Raw genomic sequence first — 25,477 nt, forward strand, 5'->3', positions numbered from 1 at the left:
TTTTTGGTTTTAGTTGCTTGGTTTTATCTAACCGAAGCTTATTTGACTTCTTCACCCGCAGCTTGTTTATCCGCATGGTAACTAGAACGAACCATAGGGCCACTCGCAGCATGACTGAAGCCCAATTCTTTGGCGACTTCACCTAGTTCGTCAAATTCATCAGGGTGCACGTAGCGCTTTAGCGGAAAGTGATGTTTGCTGGGCTGTAAATATTGGCCCAAAGTTAACATTTCAACGTTATGTGCACGTAGATCCTTTAATACTTCAGCGATTTCGTGTTTGTCTTCGCCCATTCCCATCATTAGACCTGATTTGGTGGGGATCTCAGGATGTTGTTGTTTAAATTTTTTCAATAAGTCTAATGACCATTGATAGTTCGCTCCGGGTCGGCATTCTCGGTATAAACGAGGGATAGTTTCAAGGTTGTGATTAAATACATCTGGAGGACTTATCTTGAGTATTTCAAGGGCTCTGTCCATACGACCTCTGAAATCGGGTACTAGTACTTCTATCTTGGTAGATGGACTGTGTTCGCGAATAGCGCTAATACAGTCTACGAAGTGCTGAGCACCACCGTCGCGTAAGTCGTCTCGGTCTACTGAGGTGATAACCACATATTTTAACTTCATCTCTGCAATGGTTTTAGCCAACTTGATTGGCTCTTCAGCACTTGGAGGTAAAGGTTTACCGTGAGCCACATCACAAAACGGGCAGCGACGGGTGCAGATATCACCCAAAATCATAAATGTCGCGGTGCCGTGATTAAAACATTCGGCTAGGTTAGGGCAACTGGCTTCTTCACATACAGAATGTAAATTATTTTTACGTAAGGTTTTTTTAATATGGTCAATTTTGTCTGTGTTGCGGGGTAGCTTTATTTTGATCCACGCAGGTTTACGCAACATCTCTGCCTTTTCAGTGGGCATGATGGTAATAGGGATATGTTTAACTTTTTCGTCATCCCGAAGTTTTACTCCGGCTTGCGGTCGTGCGTTAGTCATTGAAGCCTTCTCTATATTCTGTATTTTTTATGCCTAATAAGGCAGTTAAATGTTTAGTCAGTTGGGTGCCTGCTTCAGCAAGCGTTTTAGGACCATTAAGTTGTGCGCAATCTACCATTTCCAGACCGGCATAACCACAGGGATTTATTCTTTGAAACGGGCTTAAATCCATGTTGACGTTTAAAGCCAAGCCATGAAAAGAGCAACCTTTGCGAATTCTCAGGCCAATTGAGCAGACTTTTTTGCTATCAACATACACGCCTGGGGCATCTGCTTTAGGGTAAGCCTCTATGGCATAATCTTTTAATGTATTAACCACACATTCTTCTAATGCAGTGACTAAAGTTCTTACACCTAATTTGTTGCGTTTAAGGTTAAGTAACACGTACATCATTTGTTGACCGGGTCCGTGGTAGGTGACTTGGCCACCTCTATCGACTTTTACCACTGGAATATCGCCGGGCATAAGCACGTGTTCTTCTTTGCCTGCTTGGCCCTGAGTGAATACAGCTTGATGTTCAACTAACCAAATTTCGTCGGCAGTTTCAGCATCTCTGTTATTGGTGAAGTCTTGCATGGCTTGCCAGATTGGCAAGTAGGCTTGAATACCTAGTTGCCTGACAATTAATTTAGCGGACATACAGTAAGTTAACGTTTTTACAGAACAACTTTAACTAACTCAAGCTTAGCCAGTTCAATGTAAATCGTTTCCATATGTTCTTTGCTGATTACCGTCACGCTAAGTGAAATAGAATGGTAAGTGCCTTTTGAGCTAGGTTTTACTACCGGTACATAATCACCTGGCGCGTGGATCTGCAGACAAGATATGACATCTTGCGGCAATTGCTCGTGGGCAATACCCATTATTTTAAAAGTTTGCTGACATGGAAAATCCAGCAGCTGATCAAAATTAGTATCCATCTTTCTCTCGTGTATTAACTATCAAAGCCAAGCTGTAATTTAACAAAATCAACTATACGGTCGATAAACCCACCTTCTTTTACTTCTTGCAAAGCAACTAGTGGATACTCTGCAATGTCTTCACCTTCAATTTGTAAGTACAATTTACCCACAACTTCACCTTTGGCAATTGGGGCTCTTAAGTCTTTGTCTAGCTTAAAGTTAGCTTGTAAGTTTTTACTTTGGCCTCTAGGGATATTAATAGGGGTATCTTGCAAAATACCAAGGTCTACTGTTTCTTTATCGCCCATAAAAATTCGGTGCGAAACAAAGCTGTCACCGGCTTTATAAGGAGTGATAGTTTCATAGAAGCGAAACCCGTATTTTAGTAACTTTTTATTTTCAACTTTACGTGCTCGCTCGCTGTCTGTGCCCATTACCACTGAAATTAAGCGCATATCACCTTGATACGCCGAAGTAATTAAACTGTATCCTGCATCAGAAGTATGGCCCGTTTTTATGCCATCAACATTCAAGCTTTTATCCCACAATAAGCCATTACGGTTGTATTGTTTAATATCGTTAAAAGTAAATTCTTTTTCAGCATAGAGTGCATATTCTTCTGGCACGTCGCGTATTAACGCGGCAGATAAAATCGCCATATCTCTTGGCGTAGTGTAATGCTGGGCATCATGTAAACCATGACTGTTAACAAAATACGTTGAGGTCATACCTAGTTTTTCAGCATGCATATTCATCATGCTAGCAAAGGCGTCTTCACTGCCAGCAATATGTTCTGCCATTGCTACACAGGCATCATTACCTGATTGCACAATAATGCCGCGGTTAAGGTCAGCAACTGATATTTTTTTGCCTACTTCGATAAACATTTTTGACGAATCTGGAAAGTTTTTAGCCCAAGCATTTTCAGAAATAGTCACCAAATCGGTTTCTGTAATATTGCCGTTGGCTATTTCAACACCGATTACATAACTGGTCATCATTTTCGTTAAACTGGCAGGGGGGATTTGAATGTCCGCATTTTGCTCTGCTATGACATTTCCCGTTTGAAAGTCCATTAATATGAAACCTTTCGCTGCAACACTAGGCGCAGGTGGGATAACAACAGCTGCAGAGGCTGAGAAAACACAGAAACACAAGACTATGCTGCTTACTAGAAAACCAAGATTCGTTTTTACTTTAAACATTAAACTACCGTTTTTGAAAATGTTGTAAGAATAGAAGTCTTAGGTATGTCTTGTTAGACATAAATCATGACCTCAAATTATGCACAGCAATATAGCACTTTGAGGGTTGAATTGCTGCTCTAGTGATCACTAAAACCCAATAATATGGGGCTTTTTTTTAGCTTCAACAATGTCAGACATACATTCTGCTAAAAAGTTTAAGTTTACGCAAAGAGTGAGACTATTCTGAGTAAACCTTATACGCGCTAGGGTAGTCATTACGTTTAAGTTCGTTTAGTAACTTATCTGCTTCATACTCGTTTTCCATAGGTCCTAGACGTAGCTTGTAGATGCCTTTTTCGAATGTTGTTTTGTAGGTGCGTTGGTATAAGTTTTTTAAGCCTAGGGCCAATGTTTGTATTTTCTTTTTGTTTTGAGAGGCCACAACTTGAATAAACACCTGTTTTTCCGCGTTATTTTTGTCGTTATTCGCTATAACAGGAAGGGGGCCCACTGTGACGTTTCCGGTTTTATCTACATGGATAACATCTAACTTTACATCGGCAACACCTGATTTTAGCAAGTCTAATTTTAACGCTGCGGCATAAGATAGGTCTATCACGCGACCACTGTGAAAAGGGCCTCTGTCGTTGACTCTAACGACTACCTGTTTGCCATTATTCTTATTAGTAACACGTACAAAAGAAGGTAAAGGGAGGGTTTTATGTGCGGCTGACATTTGGTACATATCGTAAATTTCACCATTTGCCGTTAAATGGCCATGAAACTTCTGTCCATACCAACTTGCGTGGCCTTCATCACTAAAACCTTTACCTGTGTGCAGTGGCCGATAGCGTATGCCTCTTATTGTATAAGGCCGCATATTCGCTGTTTTATACGGCTCGTATTTAGCCACAGCATCCTTAGTTGTAACTCTTTGTGGAACTATTTTGGGGGCTGAGTCTTGCTCCTGATAATAACGCCCACTGGTAGTGCAACCAGCAGTTAGTAGGATTATTATCAGTAGAACAAGGTAACGATGATAATTTATCATGGCTGGACTAATTGCTTACTTTGGCAGTGGTATTAGCGTTGAACTCTTGTTTAAGTTGTTGGCTAAATTGAAAAACAGCCATGGCGTATAAAGGGCTATGGTTATAACGTGTTATCACGTAAAAGTTAGGCAAACCAACCCAATATTCTTTGTTATTTGGTTGCTCAAATTCAAACAACTTCACACTCATGTCTTTGTTTAAGTTGGGCTCAGCAATGCTGACGCCTGCATCTTGTAATTGTGCCCATTGGTGTGAATATTTAAGTGATTTTGACAACAATGCTGAATGTTGGGTGCCACTAACTTGTGCTTTAAATGCAATGTCAGAATTGGCCTTCCAGTGATTTTTTTTAAAGTAGTTTGCAACGCTGCCAATTGCGTCCGCTGGATTGTTTAATAAATCGCGAATGCCATCGCCGTCAAAATCCACAGCATAGTGACGATAACTAGAAGAGATAAACTGGCCCCAACCCATTGCTCCAGCATAGGAGCCTTTAAGTTCGGTTATATCGAAATTTTCTTCTTTTGCGAGTAAAAATAGTTGCGCTAATTCGCTGCGAAAAAACGTCGCTCTGGGGGGATAATGAAAACCCAAAGTGACTAATGCATCCAGCACTGAATATTTGCCCTTGTAGGTACCATAAAAAGTCTCAACACCAATTATCGCTACAATGATTTCAGCAGGTACGCCACTTTCTTGTTCTGCACGGGCTAACGTTTCTTGATAGGTTTGCCAAAATTCTAAACCTTTTGATAGGCGTTTTTCGGTAAGAAAAATGGGTTGGTATTGATGCCATGGTTTGGCTTCCCAAGGTTTAGCGATGGATTTCAAAATAGCTTCGTTTTTATTGGCTTTTGCTAAAGTGGACTCAATCATTTGCCGATCAAATTGATGTGTATCTACCATCAAGTCGACAAACTGCTTTTGCAATTCTAATGGTGACGCTTGGATGCTAAAGCCAGTTATAAACAGACCTAATGCTAAAAATGATCTAAACAATTTCATGGTTTTTCCTAGAAAGTTAACTCTGTAGCAGTCCCTCGTTATTCTCGAGACATAATTCTTTTTTGCGTGCTAATTGCCATCAAAATACCAAACCCAGCTAGTAGTGTGACCATGGAGGTACCACCGTAACTCACTAGGGGTAAAGGCACGCCAACAACCGGTAAAATACCGGATACCATGCCCATGTTTACAAACACATAAACAAAAAAGGTGAGGGTAATACTACCGGCTAAAATTTTACTAAAGGCATCTTGTGCTTTTACCGCTATCAACATGCCGCGTATGACAATAAAGGCATAAATAGCCAACAATCCTACTACGCCCCAAAAACCGAATTCTTCACTGAATACTGCGAAAATAAAATCAGTATGCCGCTCAGGTAAAAACTCGAGTTGTGATTGTGTTCCTTGTAACCAGCCTTTACCTTGTGATCCACCTGAGCCAATCGCTATTTGTGATTGAATAATATGATATCCCGAACCTAAAGGATCGCTTTCTGGATTGAGAAATGTCAGTACTCTTTGCTTTTGATAATCTTTCATCAAAAATATCCACATTATGGGGGTGAAAGCTGATGCGGCAACGGCAACAAAGGAGATAAAACGCCAACTCATGCCAGCTAAAAATAGCGCAAAAACCCCCGAACTAGCGATTAAAAGTGAAGTACCTAAATCTGGCTGGCGAGCAATTAATAAAGTGGGTATGGCAACTAACACAAAACCAATCAGTATATGCCAGGTTTTAGGTGGTAAGTTGAATCGGCTAATATACCAAGCCACCATCATAGGCACCGCTAGTTTCATTATTTCAGAAGGCTGAAAACGAAATACGCCTAAGTCTAACCAACGTTGAGCCCCTTTACTGGAAACTCCTACTATTAGTACAGCGACTAACATGCCTATGCCAATCACGTAAAAATAAACGGAGAACTTTTGATAAGCTAAGGGTGGAATTTGCGCTACAACTAACATCACACCAAGTGCTAACCCAAGACGAGTTAGTTGCCTTTGGATAAGGCCTAAGTCTTGACCTCCAGCAGAATAAATAGTTATCAGTCCCACTACCATTAACACCAGCAGCCCAATTAGCAGAATGCCATCACAGTGTATTCGGTTCAAAAAAGAACGATTGTGTAGTGCGAGTTTAGTTCTCAGCATCAGGTTGTCCTTCGGCTTGTGTTAACTCAAGGCTTTCTGGCTCTTGTCCTAAATATTCAATAACCTGATGTTCAGGAAAGGTTTGATCTTTAAAATAATTATCCATCATTTTACGGGCGATTGGTGCCGCTTCAGCGCCACCGTGTCCGGCATTTTCTAACACAACAGTGAGGGCAATTTGTGGTTTGTCATAAGGGGCATAACCCACATACATGGCATTATCGTGGTTTTTCTTGGATAACTTTGTGGCATCGTACTTTTCGTCTTGAGCTATAGTCACCAATTGTGCGGTGCCCGTTTTACCCGCAGATATATAATGCGCCCCTTTAAATGCGTTACGCGCGGAGCCTTTTCGATTGACTGTGCCATACATGGCATCCAACACTATATCCCAGTTGTGTTCATCGCCCATAGCAATGGGTCTACGTTCCTTAATCGGGTCTAAAATAGTTTCATCTTGAACAATGTTGCCTCGAATTATTTGAGGGATGATACGTCTACCTTTATTAACCAATGTAGAAATTGCTTGAGTAAGTTGCACAGGGGTGGCCGTCCAATAACTTTGTCCTATGCCTATATTGATGGTATCACCGATATACCAAGGGCGATTAAATAAGGCTTTAACAATGCCTCTACTTGGCATTATGCCATCGGCTTCTTCATGTAAGTCGATACCTGTGTAGTCACCAAAACCAAATTCGTTCATGCTTTCGCTAATCCGATCTATGCCTAATTTGTAAGCCATATCGTAGAAGTAAATATCACAGGACACTTCTATAGCCTTAGTCACATTCACCCAGCCATGACCCCATGGATTATGATCTCGCCAAATACGTTCAACATTTTTTAATTTATATTTACCAAGGTCATGGATACGGCTTTCTGGTGTAATCACTTTTTCTTCAAGTCCCGCCAATGCTAACAGCGGTTTAACCGTTGATGCGGGCGGATATTGGCCCTGAGTCGCTCGGTTAAATAAAGGTCTGTCAGAGGTGAGTAATTTCTTATAATTCTTAGTACTGATGCCATGTACAAATAAGTTGGGGTCGTAACTTGGACTACTATGCAACGCGAGTACACCACCATTTTGAGGATCGATAGCCACCACTGAACCCCGTTTTCCAGCAAAGGCTTTCTCCGCTTCAAGTTGTAAATTCATATCGATATTCAAAACGATATCTTGACCAGGGATGGGTGGGTTAAAGTCCAAAATACGGATGATTCTGCCCTGATTATTGACTTCTACTTCTTGAAATCCTACTTCTCCGTGAAGCTTTTCTTCATGGTATTTTTCTATGCCTCGCTTGCCAATGTCATACGTAGCGGCATAGTTGGCTTCAAAACCAGCTTCGCTGAGTTTTTGTAAGTCTTTTTTATTAATTTTGGCTACGTAGCCTAATACATGAGTCAGGGCACTAGCGTATGGATAGTAGCGAGCGAGTCTTGCTTCGACAGAAACACCAGGATACATATGTTGTTTAGCAGAAAACAGGGCGACTTCTTTAGGGGTTAAACGGTTAATCAAATTGACCGGTTTAAAACGTCTATTGCCTTTTAAGTCTTTATAAAAGTCGCTGACATCATCTTCATCAATCTCTAATAAAGTGCTGAGTTGCTTGATGGTTAATTCTAAATCTTGAATTTCTTCAGGGATGACTTGTAGACTAAATACCGGGCGATTTTCAGCTAGCAGTATGCCGTTGCGATCATAAATTAAGCCACGATTAGGTGCCACAGGTAACACTTTTATTCGGTTTCCGTTGGCGCGTGTTTGGTAATCTTCGAATCGACTAATTTGTAAGTAATACAAATTTGTCAACAACATGCCCACCATGAAAAATACCACAAGTAGCCCAATCAAAGTCCGTCTAGCAAACAGATTAGCTTCTGCTGAATGGTCTTTAATAAGGATACGCGGTGAAGGCAAATTTATTCTCTATGGTAAGGGTGGTTATTATTAATTGACCAAGCTCGGTAAAGACTCTCAGCTACAATTATGCGCACCAAAGGGTGTGGTAAGGTCAGACTCGACAATGACCACTTTTGTTCCGCAATTTTTATGCATTCTGGTGCTAAACCTTCTGGCCCACCAATTAGTAAACTGACGTCTCTGCCGTCCATTTGCCAACTTTCCATGGTTTTAGCCAATTTGGGAGTGTCCCAAGGAACACCTGTTACTTCCAATGTTACCACCCTGTTGCCTTTGGGAATGGCAGCTAGGGTCAATTCGCCTTCTTTGTGCAGGATACGTTTGATATCCGCATTTTTCCCCCGCTTACCGGCAACTATTTCTGTGAGCTGCAAAGGCATATCGGCAGGAAAACGCCTGCAATATTCTGAAAACCCTTGTTCAACCCAAGCGGGCATTTTCATGCCCACTGCTATCATTTGAATACGCACTGGTTATATTAACCCCAGAGTTTTTCCAATTGATAGAAATCTCGAGCTTCATCTTGCATCACATGTAACACCACGTCACCTAAGTCAACTAACACCCAATCACCGGTTTCACGCCCTTCAATACTTAAGGGGGCGGTGCCAGCTTGTTTGGCTTCAACTACCACATTTTCGGCAATTGAAATGACATGACGTTTAGAATTACCTGAGCAAATTAACATGGTTTCGGTAACGGTAGATTTTTCTGCAACATCCAAATCAATGATGTCACGGCCTTTTAAGTCTTCGACTTTTTCTATTACAAAGGCTTTTAACTGTTGGTGGTCCAAAGACTTTCCTCTTAGTTGAATTTAATACTATTGTGTTTGCAGTAGTTTAGCAGAAATCAGTACTTGGCTGATAGAGCTTATGCTGATGAATATAATCTAAGATTTTTGGCGGGATAAATGCCTCACTCGATTGCGCATTGGCCAATTGTTGTCTGATGTCGCTGGATGAGATGGTAAGTGTTTGAGTATTAGCCACAAAAATATGTCCAGCTAGGCTTTTATGTAAGTCAATTGGATTAAAAACCTGTCTTTTATTTAGCAGCGTTTGCAGTTGCTGCTGATGTTCAGAGTTTTGATTTGAGTCTGTAACTGACTCTCCTTGTCTATCACATACTATAAAATGACAAAGAGAAAATAACGTCGGCCAATCATGCCAAGTAAATAAATTTTTTAATGAATCGGTACCAATGAAAAAACACAGTGGGGTAGTGGGATTTGCTTCACGAATTTCTGTTAATGAGTCCACAGAATAGGTGGGTTTGCCACGCTTAATATCTCGTGAGTCGGGATAAAATAAAGGATAGTCGTCACAAATTAGTTCTACCATTTTAAGTCTATCTTCACTTGATGCAGAGGCTGGATTTTTATGACTAGGTATGTAACACGGCATCAAGGCTACTTTTTTGATATTGGCCTTTTCTGCTGCTTCCAGCACTGGGTATATATGCCCATTGTGAATAGGGTCAAAAGTACCACCAAAAATACCTAGAGGAGGAGCGAGTTGCATATGCTTAATGAATTCCTAGTCTAAAACGCCATAGTCTAACGGCACATTACCCAGTGAATAGGGAACAAACAACAAACATAAGTGGCACAACTCTACATAAGGCCGAGTGACGTGTGATTGTTTGATGGCGCTATCAAACTCAGTTAATTTCTCTTGTAGTGCTTGCATATGTTCTAAGGATAAACGTTGTAATGCTGACTGATATAGAGACTGACGACTTTTCCATATCCGGTGTTGATTCCAGTTAATAGTTTTGCCCTGCTGCCTGTCAAATAATATGGCTTGCAAGGTTTGCCACTCGCGTGTCAAAGCCCAAACAATAATATTCGGTTCGACCCCTTCACTTTCTAAGCGATACAGCATTTTGACGGCTTTTTGCGCGTCTCCGCTGAGCAACACATCAACTAAGTGAAACACAGTAAATCTGGACTGATCAACCACTGCTTGTTCAACTTGTTCAAAGCTTGGATCGCCTTGTGGATATAGCAGCATTAATTTTTGAATTTCTTGTTTGGCAGCCAATAAATTGCCTTCGCAGTAGTCTACTAACAACTGTGAAACTTGTTGGGAAGGCTGCATGCCTGCTAAGCGCATTTGGTTATTTAACCATTGATATAATGCATTGCCTTCAAGCGGGTAACAAGGCACATAAATAGCGTGTTTATCCACAGCCTTAAACCATTTGGTGTTTTGTACATCCTTACCTATTTTACCGCCATGCAGCACAATCAACACATCAGGATTAATATTTTGCGCCAAGGCACTTAATACTTTGCTGCCTTCTGCACCAGGTTTTCCTGTGGGTAATTCGAGTTCAATTATTTGTCTACTGGAAAATAAGGATAAGGTTTGGGTCGCTTCAATTAATGTGTCCCAGCTAAATTGACCGTCCGCCACCAAAGACTGGCGTTCGTCAAAACCTTGGGCTAATGCGGCCACTCTAATTAACTCAATACATTCGAGTTTTTGTTGCGGCTCATCACCAAAAATAAGGTAAAAGGGTTTAAGCTCTGAGGAGGCATCTAGATTAAAACGGTTTGGATAAACCTGCATTAGCCACCTGTAGTCTGTTGCCAATTACTATAGGAACTGGCAATTTGACGGATAATACGATTGGCTGCTTCTTTACGCATTTCGTTTTGGATTAAGTCTAGCTCACGAGATTTAGCTAACACAGCATCTGGATCGTCTTGATATTCCCGAGTGACATCGAACTCTATCTCTAGCGCATCTTGCTCAGGAAACTGGATCTGGTAATTAATGGTATAAACCAACTCGTATTCCGCTACTTGCCCGGTTGAAAACAAAGACAATAATCGTCTTTCCAGTTTGTCAGATGTTAAATAAACAATGGCATCCGCTTGTTCATCGATTTGGTTAACACTGGCGGTGTTATCCCACACTTCGATATTTAACCCTTGTAGTTGTTTCCCCAAAATCCTATGCAGTGGTGTATTTTTTTGTGCTGCTAACAATTGTAGTTGCCCAATCCCTGCGGGCATCCCATAGTCACCACGTAACTTAAAGCCGCATCCTACTAATGTTAAAACAATAGTCAGAATACAAACCTTTAAGCTTATGCGTTGTAACATCTTAATTGGCTACTATGTTGAGTAATCGACCCGGTATATAAATGACTTTACGGATTGTTTTGCCATCTATGTGTTGCTGCACATTTTGTTCAGCTAAGCCCATCGCTTCAACCTGCTCTTTTGTCGCATCGGCAGCGACTGTCATTTTAGCTCTAACTTTGCCATTGACTTGCACTACTACCAGTTTTTCATCTTCAACCATTGCTTCAGCTTCGGCTAATGGCCATGGCGTAGTTTCTACTTCATTCTTGTGACCTAAATCTTTCCACATAACATGACAAATGTGCGGAGCGATAGGCGCCAGTAACAAGACTATTGCATTAATACCTTCGCGCATAACGGCTAAATCTTGTTCAGACGATTTTGTCGCTTTTTGTAAATGATTGAGCAATTCCATAGTGGCGGCAACAGCCGTATTAAATGTCTGACGACGACCAATATCATCGCTGACTTTTTCAATAGTTTTGTGGATTAAACGTCTAAGGTTCTTTTGTTCGCCTGATAGAGTCGCTTTATTAAGCGCCGCAATTTCACCTGCTTCGACGTGTTCTTGGACTAAGTTCCAAAGGCGTTTTACAAACCTATGTGCACCTTCAACCCCTGAATCAATCCATTCCAATGTTTGTTCAGGCGGCGCTGCAAACATAGTGAAAACTCGAATAGTATCTGCACCATACAAGTCAATGACTTGCTGTGGATCGATACCATTGTTTTTTGACTTGGACATTTTGATCATGCCGTGATGAATCACGTCTTGGCCGTCAGACTCAAGTACAGATTTGATGATCCTACCTTTATCGTCTTTTTCACTGATAACATCTGCAGGTGAATACCAGACTTTTTTGCCTGTAGCATCTTCACGATAAAATGAATCAGCTAACACCATGCCTTGGCATAACAAACGTTTGTATGGTTCATCAGATTGAACCAAACCTTCGTCACGCATTAACTTGTGAAAAAAGCGTGAGTACAATAAATGTAAAATGGCGTGTTCAATTCCACCTACATATTGATCGACTGGCAACCAGTAGTTGGCCTGCGCTGGATCTAACATAGTTTGGTCGTTTTGCGCACTACAATAACGAGCGTAATACCATGATGATTCCATAAAGGTATCAAAGGTATCGGTTTCGCGTAATGCGGGTTGACCGTTATATTCTGTTTTTGCCCATTCAGGGTCTGCTTTGATCGGAGAAATAACCCCGTTCATTGTTACGTCTTCTGGTAACACGACAGGCAATTGGTCACTAGGTACAGGAACAGATTCGCCATTCTCCAAATTCAACATGGGGATTGGGCTACCCCAATAACGTTGACGTGACACGCCCCAATCTCGCAAACGATAATTGATTTTCTTCTTACCTTTGCCTTGATCATTAAGAGCTTGGGCAATTTTTTCAAAGGCTTGTGCTGAGCTCAAGCCGTCAAATTCGCCAGAGTTAACCAGTAGGCCTTTTTCGGTAAATGCTGCTTGGCTTAAATCACATTCAGTGGTGTTTTCTGTGTCGCCTTTAACTACTTGTTTTATTTCAAGCTGGTATTTAGTGGCAAACTCCCAGTCACGTTGATCGTGGCCTGGCACTGCCATCACTGCACCTGAGCCATATCCCATTAAAACAAAGTTAGCGACCCAAACCGGTACTTTGTCACCGGTTAAAGGGTGAATTGCGTAATAACCTGTGGCGCAGCCTTTCTTTTCCATGGTGGCCATGTCAGCTTCAGCCACTTTAGTAGTTTTGCATTCTTCGATAAAAGCGGTTAAATCACTGTTCGTTTTGGCGGCTTCTAATGCAATCGGGTGTTGTGCTGCAACAGCCACATAGGTCACACCAAATAAGGTATCTGGGCGAGTGGTATACACATCAAAACTTGTTAACTGCGCAACAGTTTGTTCAAGTTCGAAGGTTATTTCCACGCCTTCTGAACGGCCAATCCAGTTTTTCTGCATGGCACGTACTTGTTCTGGCCATTCTTCTAATTGTTCTAAATCGTTGACCAACTCTTCCGCATAATCAGTAATTTTAACAAACCACTGGGGGATTTCTTTTTGTTCAACTAAGGCACCAGAGCGCCAGCCGCGACCATCAATGACTTGTTCATTTGCTAGAACCGTATGATCAACAGGATCCCAGTTAACCGTGGCGTTCTTTTTATAAACTAAACCTTTCTCGAATAATCGAGTGAAAAACCATTGTTCCCAGCGGTAATAATCTTTTTTACAGGTCGCTATTTCGCGGTCCCAATCATAGCCAAATCCCAATGTTTTTAACTGGGTTTTCATATACTCAATATTGGAGTAAGTCCATTTGGCCGGTGCAGTATTATTATTCAGGGCTGCATTTTCGGCAGGTAATCCAAACGCATCCCAACCCATAGGTTGCAGTACGTTTTTGCCTAACATTCTTTGATAACGGCTGATCACATCGCCAATGGTGTAATTGCGAACATGACCCATGTGTAAACGGCCACTAGGGTAGGGAAACATAGAAAGGCAATAAAACTTTTCTTTATCAGCATCTTCTGTCGCTTTAAAAGTTTGCTGAGTTTCCCAATAGGCTTGAACCTCTTTTTCTATTTCTTGAGGTTGATACTGTTTTTCGGCCATTAACAAAGATTTCCGTGACTAGAGGGATAAGGTCAAAATGACCCTAAACAATGATATAAAATTTAGCTTGTTAGAATACCTTAGCGCATCCCTTGCTAACAATAGTAAATGCGTGATTTATCGAGCTTATTCTGAAGTTTTTAGGTGTAATAAGTTATTTATATTTAAATGAGTAAATATTGAACGATTTGCCTACCCCAGAACGACGAATCACTTTTTGGCTTAAATTGTATTAAAAGTAGTCACTTTTCCACATTCTTTCCGTATCCGTTTGACAGCTTGCTGATTACAGGTTTCACTAATTGGTATATTCCTTATTTGTAGTAATTAAGCCTTTTAACATGCAAAGCAAATATGCCTTACATCTGCAGGAGTTGACTGCAAAACCTAGTAGACGATTGATTAATCAAGCGTTAAAAGATCAGCAAGCATTAAATTCTACTTTTATTGGCCAGGATAGGGCGCGTGATGCCTTGTCTTTTGGTTTGGGTATAGAAGCACGCGGTTACAATCTTTACGTAATGGGTGAACAAGCTACTGGGCGTTTTACCTTAGTACATGAATTTATTGATAAATATGTGAGTAAAACTTTCACTCCAGATGATTGGTGTTATATCAATAATTTTGAAGATGAGCGTGAACCCTTTGCATTAAAGCTGTCTGCAGGTGAAAGTAAAAAACTGGTCAAAGATATGGAAAATCTTATTGATGAGCTGTTAGATACTTTTCCCGCTGCATTTGATAATCCTGGATATCAGCGCAAAAAAGCAGCCATCACCCGTGAATTTGATCAAGGTTACGACAAAGCGATTGAGCAGGTTGAAAGACAAGCGAAACAACAGAGTGTCGCCTTAAGTGAAGAGGGAGGCATTATTACCTTTTCGCCTATTATTGAAGGTAAACCTGTAACTGATATTGAGTTTGCAAAGTTGTCGGATGAACAGCGACAAACTTATTTCCAATTAATAAATATTATTGAAGACAAGTTAAATGAAGCGTTAATTGAATTACCTAAATGGAAACGTGCTACGGCTGAAAAACTTAGAAAACTAAAAAAAGACACAGCAGAGCAGAGTATCAGGCCTTTACTAAAAACTTTAGAACACAAGTATTCATCCGAATTGGCTATTTTGAAATTTTTACGCCAGCTAAAATCGCATTTAGTAGAAACAGTAGTTGAAGTATTAGCTGATGATAGAAAAGAAGGTAAACACGATGAGTACGACAAACGCGCGATTTTAGAAGAACAATATTTACCCAATATTATAGTGTCACATGAGTTAAATAGTGGCTCACCGGTGATATATGAACCTAATCCAACCCATCAGAATTTGTTTGGCCGAGTGGAATATACCAATATCGAAGGATCAGTTTTTACTAACTATCGTATGATCCAACCCGGGGCAATGCATAAAGCTAATGGAGGGTATTTACTGCTAGATGTAGACAAACTGATTGAGCAACCTTATGCATGGGAAACACTAAAATTAGTGCTTAAGTTTGGTTCGTTGAAAATGGATTTGCCCCAGCATGATGTAGGCATGGTTAATTCCATTACGCTTAACCCTCAGCAAATACCGATTGATGTCAAAGTGGTGTTATTAGGCTCTCGTGACCTGTATTACACCTTACAAGATTATGATGATGAATTTTACGAATTGTTCAGGGTGTTAGTCGATTTTGACCACGAGATCCCACTCGATAAAAAGACATTGTTTGATTTTGTCGGCCGGATAAGAGTTCAAGTTCAAGAGCTGGGTTTACAAAGTATTTCCGCTAAAGCCATGTATCGATTAGTGGAATACAGTTTACGTCTTGCAGAACATCAACAACGTTTATCTGCGCGTTTTTCAGATGTCATTGAGCTGCTGCATGAAGCAGAGTATTTTTGTCGGAAGAAACAAAATCAAGAACTCGATGTGACCCATATTGAGACTGCATTAGCGGCCAAAACACATCGTACTGGGCGTGTCAGTGAAGCGGTATTAGACGATATTAAACAAGGTCAAATTCTGATTGCGACCCAAGGCATAGATATAGGCAAAGTGAACGGCTTAACCGTATTGGAAATTGGCGATAGTATGTTTGGCACACCTGCACGTATAACTTCAACAGTATACGCAGGGGCCAATGGCGTGGTCGACATCGAGCGAGAAGTTGAACTTGGTCAACCTAGTCATTCTAAAGGCGTGATGTTATTAACAGGGTACTTAGGCCATAAATACGCGCAACTATTCCCATTAACCTTATCTGCGAATATTGCTATAGAACAGTCCTACGGGCATATAGACGGTGATAGTGCGTCATTAGGTGAATTAGTCGCGCTGATTTCAGCATTAACCAAAATGCCAGTACGCCAAGACTTAGCCATTACAGGCTCCATTAATCAGTATGGCCAAGTGCAGTCGGTAGGTGGTGTGAATGAAAAAATTGAAGGCTTCTTTAAGCTTTGTCAACATCGCGGGTTAACCGGGACTCAAGGGGTGATTATTCCTAAGTCTAATCAAGTGAACCTTATGCTTGATACTGAAGTGTTAGCAGCAGTAAAAGCACAGAAATTCCATGTTTGTGTAGTTGAAACAGTTGATGATGCGTTGGAGTTGTTGATGGATAAGGAGGCCGGTGTACATAATACCAAAGGCCGTTATCCGAAAGGTTCGGTTAACTATATGGCTGTGTCTAGTTTGCTCAATATTGCCAACATAGTGGCCGGTGCCGATGATGATTAACGCTGATTAGTATTAAACACCCATCAGGATTCTGTTAGGATCCTGCCATTATTTGCTTATTAAGATTATTTTATGAAAATTTCAAAAGGCACAGTTGTACAGTTTCATTATCGTATCAAAGATACAGACGGAAAAGAGTTGGAGTCCAACTTTGGCGATCAAGCCGTTGCTTATCTGCATGGTTATAACAATATGATGCCCGGTATCGAAAAGTCGTTAGAGTCTATGTCGAAAGGCGATGTGCTCGAAGCTGAATTGGAAGCAGCTGAAACCTACGGTGAAATCCAAGCCGACAGCGAACAGCGTATATCGGTTAAACATTTTTTAAGTGCAGAAAAAAAGCCAAAATGGAAAGCGGGGATGACCGCGGTGGTGAACACTGAGCAAGGTCAGCGTGAAGTAACAATTATAAAAGTCGGTAAATTTATGGTCACCATAGATACCAACCATCCGTTAGCCGGTAGAACCTTACAGTTTGAATTTCAGGTTGAAGATGTACGTGCTGCCACTGATGAAGAAATTGAACATGGTCATGCTCATGGTGCAGGTGGGCATCACCACTAGTCATCAATCAGTTATCTAGGTGACTTAATATAAATGAGTAGCCGTTGTTAGATATTAAAAGCAACGGCTTCTTGTTGATATTGCACTACTCTGTTGCGGCCTAAATCTTTCGATTGATATAAAGCGAAATCAGCACCAGCGAATAGCTTTTCGAAGTTGTAATCACAGTTACCAGAGTCAGCAATTCCAAAACTGGCTGTTACAGTTAGATCGTACCCAGATTCAGCAAAGCTAACATACTCAATGGCGGCACGACATTTTTCAGCGATAATTGTGGCCAAATGACTGGCACAACCCGGTAATAAAATACCGAACTCTTCACCACCTAAACGTCCAATAATGTCATTTTTACGACATGCTGATTTTGCTGCATTCACAGAAATTTTTAAAGCAATGTCGCCCGCTTGATGACCATAGGTATCGTTAATACGTTTAAAAAAATCTAAGTCAAACATAATAAAACTAACCGGTTGATCAGTCCTTTTACAATAATTGATAGCAGTAATGGCTTGCTGAGTAAAATAGTGGCGATTGGCGATACCGGTTAAATCATCAACTTGTGCATATTTTTGTAGTTTTAAATAGTTACGTCGATTTTTATAGATCCATAAAATAAACACAACCAAAACCATACTCAGTAGTGCTAAGGCCAAGCGTTTATTTTGTGCAGATTGACTGTCTAACAAAGCTTGGGTTTTTAGTAAGGAGTTTTCCTTATCGAGCAAAGTGATTTGTACACTTTTTTCTACGGCGTCAAATTGCGCTTTTTGTAACGCCAGTAATTTTGCAGTTTCCTGGTCCAAATTTAATTGTTTGGCTTCTGAGTACTGTTTGTAATAAATAAACGCTTCTTCAAAGCGTTTTGCCTGTTCAGCAATTTCGGCCATTACTTTACTTGCAGCAGTAATACTTGGCTCTTATTGATGCTGACTTTTTGTGTCGAGTATTATTTGGGCGTATTTTTCAGCTTGTAGATAATCCTTTTTTGCTAAATAAGCGGTTGCCATCAGATCATAAAAACTAGCGATTAGAGCTTGATACCCTGTCGTCTTTACATAATCGAGATTTTTATTTAACACCTCAAGGGCTTCTGAAGGTTGCTTAATAATTAAATAGTATTTAGCAAAATAAGCATAAACAAGATTGTCTAAGATTGGGTCTTTTATAGTTTGGCATAAAGATTGTGCGCGATAAAAATCATCTGGGCTAATTTGTTCTGGGGTGGTCTCCATATGACTGTATAACAAATTTGTTTCAATAACACAGCGGCCTTTGGTAGTCACCGCTTTAGACATTAATTCTAATCCCAGCTTTTTAGCATGTTGGTATTCGCCAATCTGGTTATAGAAGTCAAATATTTTAAATTCAGCTAGTTCACGTATTGTGGGATCAAGTTGAGTGTCCAAAGATAATTCTTGCTGCAGAGATTTTGTTGTTTGTATGGCGTTAGGCCAATCATTCATTGTCATGTAAAACGTGATCAGCTGAGTTAGTGCTCTTATTTTTACTGAAATTTCGGGCGCTTCTTGGAGTAATTGTAAAGTTAATTTTTTTGCTTTTTTTGGCTTGCCAAAAGTAAAAAAATGGTTGGCCATTATAACGTCATATAGACCTTTCTGTGCTTTGGATAATTGAGTTTTATCAATACTTTCAAGTAACTCATTTGATTGTTTTGGAGCGGAAGTCTTTAAATTATCTGCTTGTTTGAGTATATGATCATAGTCGACTCCTCCATAAGCAGCAGAAGCAAAGACATACAATAACAAGACCAATAACTTAAACATAAAAATTCAGGTTTTTTAACGAATTTTTAGAGTCTAAAAATCACGATTTTTTCTCGTCATTTTTCTCGTCATTTTTTTCATCATCTTGTTCTTCATCTGGGATCTCTTCTTCATCAGGCACTGTGTTAGTCTGAATTGCATTAAATTTATTTGTCTCACTTAGCGTTTGCTGAATAGTCAGTTTATCTTCTTCATTTAAAAGAGATGGATTAAATAATGCATTGGCACCGAGTTTTTCTAAAATTTGTATGGCTGTCATTTTTGCTTCTTATCTTTATTATTTTTCAATCTTGCGTTTTTGGGATTGATTGGCCAACTCCGCGAGTTTATCTAATATTTGTTGGTTTTTAAGCATTTTTTTACTAGGAGGTATAACCATAGTGGTGATGAGTGATACATCTGCAACGGCAAAATCACTTAGTGGTATCCAATCTATGCGGGCTTCATCGATAGCCAAAGTAGGGCATTCATATAACGCCACTTTATGATCTAATGGGTAGTGTTCGCTTAGTAGTTCGATCAAAAGTTGTCTGTATGCCGCTCCAGTACTGTAACGTTTGATGGATTTATCACCTGCAATGGCTACTTGCGACAAAATCAAATAAGCGCTGGGATCGATATTACGCTGATAAAACATAAATTGACTAGCTTCAAAGTTTTGACAACCATAGGTACCAGGGTCAATACCTAAATGCGCGTACAAACAATCTTCGGCGGAAATACCAGGCTCCATATGAGCCGCATAACCTTCAGCTTTCGCTTCTTCAATCACTTTATGCGGAGCCCAAGCAAATACCCCAGTATGACCATAAAACGCGCCCACTACTTTTTTGCCAGCGCGTATTTCGCTCATCATGGCCGCGACCATTTCACGGTAAGTAATACGTCTGTCTTTTCCTTCAGCGTAAAAACTTGTAAAGACCGAACATCTGAGTTCATTTCCTTTAGCCAGAGTTCAAGCATCGGGTGGCAAGCAGCGAACACTACATCGGCTTGTTCTATATGGCTTCTACAGATGGGTGACATGTGCGCCCCAAGTGTCATACCTGTGCTCACACAAACAACACTGCCAGCTTTTTGCACTTGACTCATTTAGCTAGGTCTCTAAAAACTAATTAATCTATCGCTTTGGCAATTCAACTTTTTTCTCGTCGCTTTGTTTAAATAAAACTAAAACGTGTCCAATGGCGTTCACTTTGATAGCACCAGTTTCGCGAACAATGGCATCTATAATAAGTGCTTTTTCTTCTTTGTCGTCTGTGGGGATTTTTACTTTAATTAATTCGTGATGATTAATCGCACTTTCAATTTCTGCCAAAACGCCTTCTGTCAGGCCGTTGTTGCCTAGTTGAACGACAGGTTTTATTACATGGGCTAAGCCCTTTAGGTACTGCTTTTGTTTGTTTGATAAGTTCATTGAGTAGTCTTTCTTACAAATTTATTAAAGATGGATGGTTGAAAAGCGCTATTCTAGCGCCATCTACCTTTTATTCCTAATTGAATACAGCTCGTAATAAGTTCGATGACTAAGAAAAAACAATCTGTTAGCAGTCAACGGTGGTTAAAAGAACATCGTGACGACAAATTTGTGCAAAAAGCGCAGAAACAAGGTCTAAGATCTAGAGCTGGATTTAAAATTGAAGAAATTCAACAAAAAGACGGTTTGATTAAACCTAATATGACAGTAGTTGATTTAGGTGCTGCGCCCGGTGGTTGGTCGCAATACGTGACTAAAGTAGTAGGTGAAGAAGGTTTAGTAATAGCTTGTGACATTTTACCTATGGACCCTTTGGCAGGTGTATCCTTTCTTCAGGGGGATTTTCGTGAAGAAAATGTTTTAAACGAATTACTGAACAAAATAGGCGGTAAAAACGTAGACGTAGTAATGTCAGACATGGCGCCTAATATGAGCGGTAATGATGCTATAGATCAAGCTAAGTCAATGTATTTGAGCGAGTTAGCTTTGGATATGTGCCACCAAGTTCTAAAGAAAAATGGCAGTTTTGTGATTAAGGTATTTATGGGGGAGGGAGTCGAGCCATTTATGAAAGACATGCAAAGTGCTTTTAAAACGGTCAAAACTCGTAAGCCTGAATCATCCCGAGCACGTTCCAGAGAGGTTTATCTGGTGGCGACGGGATACAAATTATAGTAGTCTCGACATCACTAAGTAACAAGGCGCGAGACGCAATTCATAGAGTCTAATAAACTCTAGCAACAACAGAGGTTTAACAACTTGAGCGACATGGCAAAAAATTTAATCTTATGGCTGGTTATCGCTGTCGTATTGATGTCGGTTTTCCAAAACTTTTCGGGCAATGAGTCTAAATCAGCTAATACTGACTACACGTTATTTTTGCGCGATGTCAGTAATGGTGTGGTTAGCAGTGCCACTATCGACAGAAATACAGGGCAAATCAATGGCGTAAAACGTAATGGCGAGTCATTTACTACCATTATTCCTTATACGGACCTTGCCTTAATGGATGAGCTGATCGAAAACAATGTAGCTGTTTTTGGTAAAGAGCCAGAAGAGTCGTCTCTTTTAACCTCGATATTTATATCTTGGTTCCCTATGTTACTACTCATTGGTGTTTGGATATTTTTCATGCGCCAAATGCAAGGTGGTGGCGGTGGCAAAGGCGCAATGTCCTTTGGTAAAAGTAAAGCCCGTCTGTTAGGTGAAGATCAAATTAAAACTACCTTTGCCGATGTGGCAGGGTGTGATGAAGCTAAAGAAGACGTCTCTGAGTTAGTCGATTTTTTACGTGACCCAACTAAATTCCAAAAATTAGGCGGTAAAATACCAACTGGTATTTTGATGGTAGGTCCTCCAGGTACAGGTAAAACCTTATTAGCAAAAGCTATTGCTGGTGAAGCAAAAGTACCTTTCTTTACTATCTCAGGTTCTGATTTTGTGGAAATGTTTGTTGGTGTTGGTGCATCTCGTGTACGTGACATGTTTGAGCAAGCTAAAAAATCTGCTCCTTGTATCATCTTTATTGATGAAATTGATGCGGTAGGTCGCCAACGTGGAGCTGGGCTCGGCGGTGGTCACGATGAAAGAGAACAAACCCTTAACCAGATGTTAGTTGAGATGGATGGTTTTGAAGGCCATGAAGGCATAATTGTTATTGCTGCTACTAACCGTCCTGACGTACTTGACCCGGCTTTATTGCGGCCCGGTCGTTTTGACCGTCAAGTGACTGTTGGTTTACCTGATATTCGTGGTCGTGAACAAATTCTTAAAGTACATATGCGTAAAGTGCCTTTAAACGACAATGTAGTGGCTAGTTTGATTGCTCGTGGTACCCCAGGTTTTTCTGGTGCTGATTTAGCCAACTTGGTTAACGAAGCTGCATTGTTTGCCGCACGTTCAGGCAAGAAAACAGTAGCAATGGAAGAGTTTGATAAAGCCAAAGATAAAATCATGATGGGCTCTGAGCGTAAGAGCATGGTGATGTCTGAAGAAGAAAAAACTAACACTGCTTACCATGAAGCTGGTCACGCAATCGTAGGGCGTATGGTGCCTGAGCATGATCCTGTTTATAAAGTATCGATTATTCCTCGCGGTAGAGCGTTAGGTGTAACTATGTATCTGCCAGAGCAGGATAGATACAGCCACAGTAAACAGCATTTAGAAAGTATGATTTCTAGCTTGTTTGGTGGGCGTATCGCCGAAGCCATGACTTTGGGCGAAGATGGCGTGACCACCGGTGCATCAAATGATATCGAACGTGCAACCGACATAGCGCGCAAAATGGTGACACAGTGGGGACTATCTTCAAAAATGGGCCCTATGTTGTACGCCGAAGAAGAAGGTGAAGTATTTCTTGGTCGCAGCATGTCAAAATCCAAAAACATGTCTGATGATACGGCCCGAGCAATAGATGCTGAAATTAAATCAATTATCGATCGTAACTACGAACGTGCCGAAAAAATACTGACTGAAAATCGCGATGTTTTGGAAACAATGAAAGATTGTTTGATGAAATACGAAACCATTGACGCATTACAAATTGATGACCTAATGGCAAGAATTGAACCCAGAGCACCAGCTGATTGGGAACGTGATAACAAAGATGACGGTAGCAAACCTTCTGGTGGCGCAACTGTATCGGATAGCGATAAAAAAGATGATAAACCAGTGAAGCCAAATGTTGGCAATCCTGGCGACGCAACCAGCTAGAGTAATCTGTTGTGATGAAAACGCTTTGTTGATTGTTCAGCAAGGCGTTTTTTTTATTAGCAATAATAAAATATTGAGTATGTATGCAGTTTAAAGATAAGTTTTTAGATTTATCTACACCTAAAGTCATGGGCATATTAAACGTCACACCGGATTCGTTTTCCGATGGTGGTGTATTTAATGTACTTGAAAACGGCTTAGCTCGAGCAGACTTAATGTTAAGTGAAGGTGCTGACATTATTGATATCGGTGGTGAGTCTACCAGACCGGGCGCTCAAGACGTCTCTGTACAACAAGAGCTGGACCGGGTTATCCCTATCATTGAAGCAATATCTCAACGTTTTGATAGCATTATTTCAATCGATACTAGTAAAGCTAAAGTGATGACCGAAGCCGTTAATGCAGGCGCTAGCTTAATTAACGATGTAAGAGCATTACAAGAACACGGTGCGCTAGAGGCAGCGGTTGCAGCTAACGTGCCTGTGTGTTTGATGCATATGCAAGGGCAACCAAGAGTCATGCAGCAAAACCCTCAATACGATAATGTAGTTGAGGATGTGATGACATTTTTGCAGGATCGGATTTCTGTTTGCCTTCAATTAGGTATCGCTCAAGAGCAAATTATTGTTGATCCTGGGTTTGGTTTTGGTAAATCACTTGAGCATAACTACCAAATTTTAGCTAACCTTCAGTTGTTTCATAAATTAAAGGTGCCAGTTTTGGCTGGTATGTCGCGTAAATCGATGATTGGCAACTTGTTGCAGCGAGAAGTAGAACAACGTTTAGCAGGTAATATTGCTGTTGCCACAGTCGCCGCGCAAAAGGGTGCGCAAATAATTAGAGTTCATGATGTTAAAGAGACAGTAGATGCTGTTAAAATAATAAACATGCTTAACGCTTACAGGAGTAATAATGAGCGATAGAAAATATTTTGGTACAGATGGTATTCGCGGAAAAGTCGGTGAAACGGTTATCAATCCGGAATTCGTAATGAAGTTAGGTTGGGCAGCTGGGAAGGTACTCGCTGGCCAAGGCACCAATAAAGTATTGATTGGCAAAGACACGCGAATTTCAGGTTATATGCTGGAATCGGCCTTAGAGGCTGGTTTGTCTGCCGCTGGTATCAATATTGGTTTGCTTGGCCCAATGCCAACCCCAGCCATTGCTTACCTCACCAAAACATTTCGTTCTGAAGCCGGTATTGTTATTAGTGCTTCACATAATCCTTATTATGATAATGGCATCAAGTTTTTCTCTGCCGATGGCATGAAATTAGATGATGACATCGAAATGGCTATTGAAGAACAAATGGATAAACCCATGGAGTGTGTGGCTTCAGATAAATTGGGTAAAGCTGTGCGTATTGCTGATGCAGCCGGTCGTTATATCGAATTTTGCAAAGGTAACTTTCCTTCTTCGTTGTCACTCAAAGGGTTAAAAATAGTAGTCGATTGTGCTCACGGTGCAACTTACCATATAGCGCCAAATGTACTCGCTGAATTAGGTGCTGAAGTCATAGAGATCGGTACTGAGCCAGATGGTTTGAATATCAACCGTAAAGTTGGCGCTACGTCGATGAAGGCCGTTACTGAAAGTGTGCTTGAAAATGAGGCCGATTTAGGTTTTGCCCTAGATGGCGATGGCGACCGCTTAATGTTAGTTGATCACAAAGGTAACGTGATTGATGGCGACCAAATTGTTTATATTATTGCTAGAGATGCCCTTAAGAGTGGACGTTTACATGGTGGAGTAGTTGGCACCGTAATGAGTAACTTAGGCTTAGAAGTGGCACTTGGCACCTTAGGTGTGCCATTTTTACGCAGTAAAGTCGGCGATCGACATGTCATGGAGTTACTCAAGAAAAAAGGCTGGTCAATTGGAGGCGAAGGGTCTGGACATGTGCTGAACTTAGACGCAGCGTCTACAGGAGATGGCATAGTGGCAGGGCTGCAAGTTCTAGCAGCTATGTTAAACGCTGATATGACCTTAAACGAATTGAGTCGCGGTATGACTAAATACCCGCAAACACTAATCAACGTCAGGTTTGAGGAAGGCACTAAGCCACTTGAGAACAAAGCCGTTAAACAAGCCGTAGTTGAGGCAGAAAAAGCCTTGGATGATAGAGGCCGGGTTTTGTTACGTAAAAGTGGTACTGAACCGCTTGTTAGGGTCATGGTAGAAGCGAATGATGCACAGGATTCTAGTAGTTGGGCAGAACATATTGCTGAAGCTGTGCGTAAAGTAACCGATTGATAA

25 protein-coding genes are annotated in these 25,477 nt (G+C 40.8%); 6 read left to right on the forward strand and 19 right to left on the reverse strand.

What is annotated here, in order from left to right; translation table 11 throughout:
- Positions 1-38: 38 nt before the first annotated feature.
- The 14 genes from lipA to leuS all read right to left on the reverse strand — a co-directional run bounded on the left by lipA (position 39) and on the right by leuS (position 13,955).
- Positions 39-1,001 (reverse strand): lipoyl synthase, encoded by a 963-nt coding sequence (gene lipA, locus QZ488_RS00660; protein ID WP_293745701.1) that lies wholly within the window; start codon positions 999-1,001, stop codon positions 39-41.
- The gene (lipB, locus tag QZ488_RS00665; protein WP_293745702.1) at positions 994-1,641 is read right to left on the reverse strand and encodes a lipoyl(octanoyl) transferase LipB; all 648 of its coding nucleotides are present in this window, start codon (positions 1,639-1,641) and stop codon (positions 994-996) included. The genes lipA and lipB overlap by 8 nt, the downstream gene beginning before the upstream one ends.
- A gap of 17 nt (positions 1,642-1,658) precedes the next feature.
- Positions 1,659-1,922, reverse strand: coding sequence for a DUF493 family protein YbeD (ybeD, locus tag QZ488_RS00670; RefSeq protein WP_293745703.1), 264 nt, complete (start codon positions 1,920-1,922; stop codon positions 1,659-1,661).
- 14 nt (positions 1,923-1,936) lie between these two features.
- On the reverse strand, positions 1,937-3,109 hold the full coding sequence (locus tag QZ488_RS00675; protein WP_293745704.1) for a serine hydrolase: 1,173 nt from the start codon (positions 3,107-3,109) through the stop codon (positions 1,937-1,939).
- A gap of 220 nt (positions 3,110-3,329) precedes the next feature.
- Positions 3,330-4,142 (reverse strand): septal ring lytic transglycosylase RlpA family protein, encoded by an 813-nt coding sequence (locus QZ488_RS00680; protein WP_293745705.1) that lies wholly within the window; start codon positions 4,140-4,142, stop codon positions 3,330-3,332.
- Between the two features lie 7 nt (positions 4,143-4,149).
- Positions 4,150-5,148, reverse strand: a complete 999-nt coding sequence (gene mltB, locus QZ488_RS00685) for a lytic murein transglycosylase B (RefSeq protein WP_293745706.1) — start codon at positions 5,146-5,148, stop codon at positions 4,150-4,152.
- 38 nt (positions 5,149-5,186) lie between these two features.
- Positions 5,187-6,305: a rod shape-determining protein RodA gene (gene rodA / locus QZ488_RS00690; RefSeq protein ID WP_293745707.1), complete on the reverse strand. Its 1,119-nt coding sequence runs from the start codon at positions 6,303-6,305 to the stop codon at positions 5,187-5,189.
- Positions 6,292-8,232, reverse strand: a complete 1,941-nt coding sequence (gene mrdA, locus QZ488_RS00695) for a penicillin-binding protein 2 (protein ID WP_293745708.1) — start codon at positions 8,230-8,232, stop codon at positions 6,292-6,294. The genes rodA and mrdA overlap by 14 nt, the downstream gene beginning before the upstream one ends.
- A gap of 2 nt (positions 8,233-8,234) precedes the next feature.
- A complete protein-coding gene (gene rlmH / locus QZ488_RS00700; protein WP_293745709.1) occupies positions 8,235-8,705 on the reverse strand; it encodes a 23S rRNA (pseudouridine(1915)-N(3))-methyltransferase RlmH in 471 nt (156 codons plus the stop codon).
- Positions 8,706-8,713: 8 nt separating this feature from the next.
- Positions 8,714-9,031, reverse strand: coding sequence for a ribosome silencing factor (rsfS, locus tag QZ488_RS00705; RefSeq protein WP_293745710.1), 318 nt, complete (start codon positions 9,029-9,031; stop codon positions 8,714-8,716).
- Positions 9,032-9,077: 46 nt separating this feature from the next.
- A complete protein-coding gene (gene nadD, locus QZ488_RS00710) occupies positions 9,078-9,758 on the reverse strand; it encodes a nicotinate-nucleotide adenylyltransferase (protein ID WP_293745711.1) in 681 nt (226 codons plus the stop codon).
- A 15-nt stretch (positions 9,759-9,773) separates the two neighbouring features.
- Positions 9,774-10,811 carry a DNA polymerase III subunit delta gene (holA, locus tag QZ488_RS00715; RefSeq protein WP_293745712.1) on the reverse strand — a complete coding sequence of 346 codons (1,038 nt, stop codon included), beginning with the start codon at positions 10,809-10,811 and terminating at the stop codon, positions 9,774-9,776.
- Positions 10,811-11,350 (reverse strand): LPS assembly lipoprotein LptE, encoded by a 540-nt coding sequence (gene lptE / locus QZ488_RS00720; protein ID WP_293745713.1) that lies wholly within the window; start codon positions 11,348-11,350, stop codon positions 10,811-10,813. The genes holA and lptE overlap by 1 nt, the downstream gene beginning before the upstream one ends.
- Position 11,351: 1 nt before the next feature.
- Positions 11,352-13,955 (reverse strand): leucine--tRNA ligase, encoded by a 2,604-nt coding sequence (gene leuS / locus QZ488_RS00725; protein WP_293745714.1) that lies wholly within the window; start codon positions 13,953-13,955, stop codon positions 11,352-11,354.
- 341 nt (positions 13,956-14,296) lie between these two features.
- Here leuS and QZ488_RS00730 point away from each other — a divergent pair, with 341 nt between their 5' ends.
- On the forward strand, positions 14,297-16,684 hold the full coding sequence (locus QZ488_RS00730; RefSeq protein ID WP_293745715.1) for an AAA family ATPase: 2,388 nt from the start codon (positions 14,297-14,299) through the stop codon (positions 16,682-16,684).
- A 72-nt stretch (positions 16,685-16,756) separates the two neighbouring features.
- Positions 16,757-17,248, forward strand: coding sequence for an FKBP-type peptidyl-prolyl cis-trans isomerase (locus tag QZ488_RS00735; RefSeq protein WP_293745716.1), 492 nt, complete (start codon positions 16,757-16,759; stop codon positions 17,246-17,248).
- Between the two features lie 47 nt (positions 17,249-17,295).
- Here QZ488_RS00735 and QZ488_RS00740 read toward each other — a convergent pair whose 3' ends face one another.
- From QZ488_RS00740 to yhbY, 5 genes are all read right to left on the reverse strand, one after another.
- Positions 17,296-18,135, reverse strand: a complete 840-nt coding sequence (locus tag QZ488_RS00740; RefSeq protein ID WP_293745717.1) for a GGDEF domain-containing protein — start codon at positions 18,133-18,135, stop codon at positions 17,296-17,298.
- A 30-nt stretch (positions 18,136-18,165) separates the two neighbouring features.
- Entirely contained in the window at positions 18,166-19,032 is an 867-nt protein-coding gene (locus QZ488_RS00745) for a hypothetical protein (protein WP_293745718.1), read from the reverse strand.
- A gap of 40 nt (positions 19,033-19,072) precedes the next feature.
- The gene (locus QZ488_RS00750; RefSeq protein WP_293745719.1) at positions 19,073-19,291 is read right to left on the reverse strand and encodes a hypothetical protein; all 219 of its coding nucleotides are present in this window, start codon (positions 19,289-19,291) and stop codon (positions 19,073-19,075) included.
- An 18-nt stretch (positions 19,292-19,309) separates the two neighbouring features.
- Positions 19,310-19,900 (reverse strand): SAM-dependent methyltransferase, encoded by a 591-nt coding sequence (locus tag QZ488_RS00755; RefSeq protein WP_366508965.1) that lies wholly within the window; start codon positions 19,898-19,900, stop codon positions 19,310-19,312.
- A 252-nt stretch (positions 19,901-20,152) separates the two neighbouring features.
- Positions 20,153-20,449, reverse strand: a complete 297-nt coding sequence (gene yhbY, locus QZ488_RS00760; RefSeq protein ID WP_293745720.1) for a ribosome assembly RNA-binding protein YhbY — start codon at positions 20,447-20,449, stop codon at positions 20,153-20,155.
- A gap of 105 nt (positions 20,450-20,554) precedes the next feature.
- Between yhbY and rlmE the strand changes: the two genes are divergently transcribed.
- The 4 genes from rlmE (at position 20,555) to glmM (ending at position 25,474) form a co-directional block, all read left to right on the forward strand.
- On the forward strand, positions 20,555-21,184 hold the full coding sequence (gene rlmE, locus QZ488_RS00765; protein ID WP_293745721.1) for a 23S rRNA (uridine(2552)-2'-O)-methyltransferase RlmE: 630 nt from the start codon (positions 20,555-20,557) through the stop codon (positions 21,182-21,184).
- Between the two features lie 84 nt (positions 21,185-21,268).
- Positions 21,269-23,221 (forward strand): ATP-dependent zinc metalloprotease FtsH, encoded by a 1,953-nt coding sequence (gene ftsH, locus QZ488_RS00770; RefSeq protein ID WP_293745722.1) that lies wholly within the window; start codon positions 21,269-21,271, stop codon positions 23,219-23,221.
- An 83-nt stretch (positions 23,222-23,304) separates the two neighbouring features.
- A complete protein-coding gene (gene folP, locus QZ488_RS00775) occupies positions 23,305-24,144 on the forward strand; it encodes a dihydropteroate synthase (RefSeq protein ID WP_293745723.1) in 840 nt (279 codons plus the stop codon).
- Positions 24,134-25,474 (forward strand): phosphoglucosamine mutase, encoded by a 1,341-nt coding sequence (glmM, locus tag QZ488_RS00780; protein ID WP_293745724.1) that lies wholly within the window; start codon positions 24,134-24,136, stop codon positions 25,472-25,474. The genes folP and glmM overlap by 11 nt, the downstream gene beginning before the upstream one ends.
- The last annotated feature ends 3 nt before the right edge of the window (positions 25,475-25,477 follow it).

Origin of the sequence: uncultured Paraglaciecola sp. (genome assembly GCF_913020055.1) — a bacterium.
GTDB lineage: Bacteria > Pseudomonadota > Gammaproteobacteria > Enterobacterales > Alteromonadaceae > Paraglaciecola.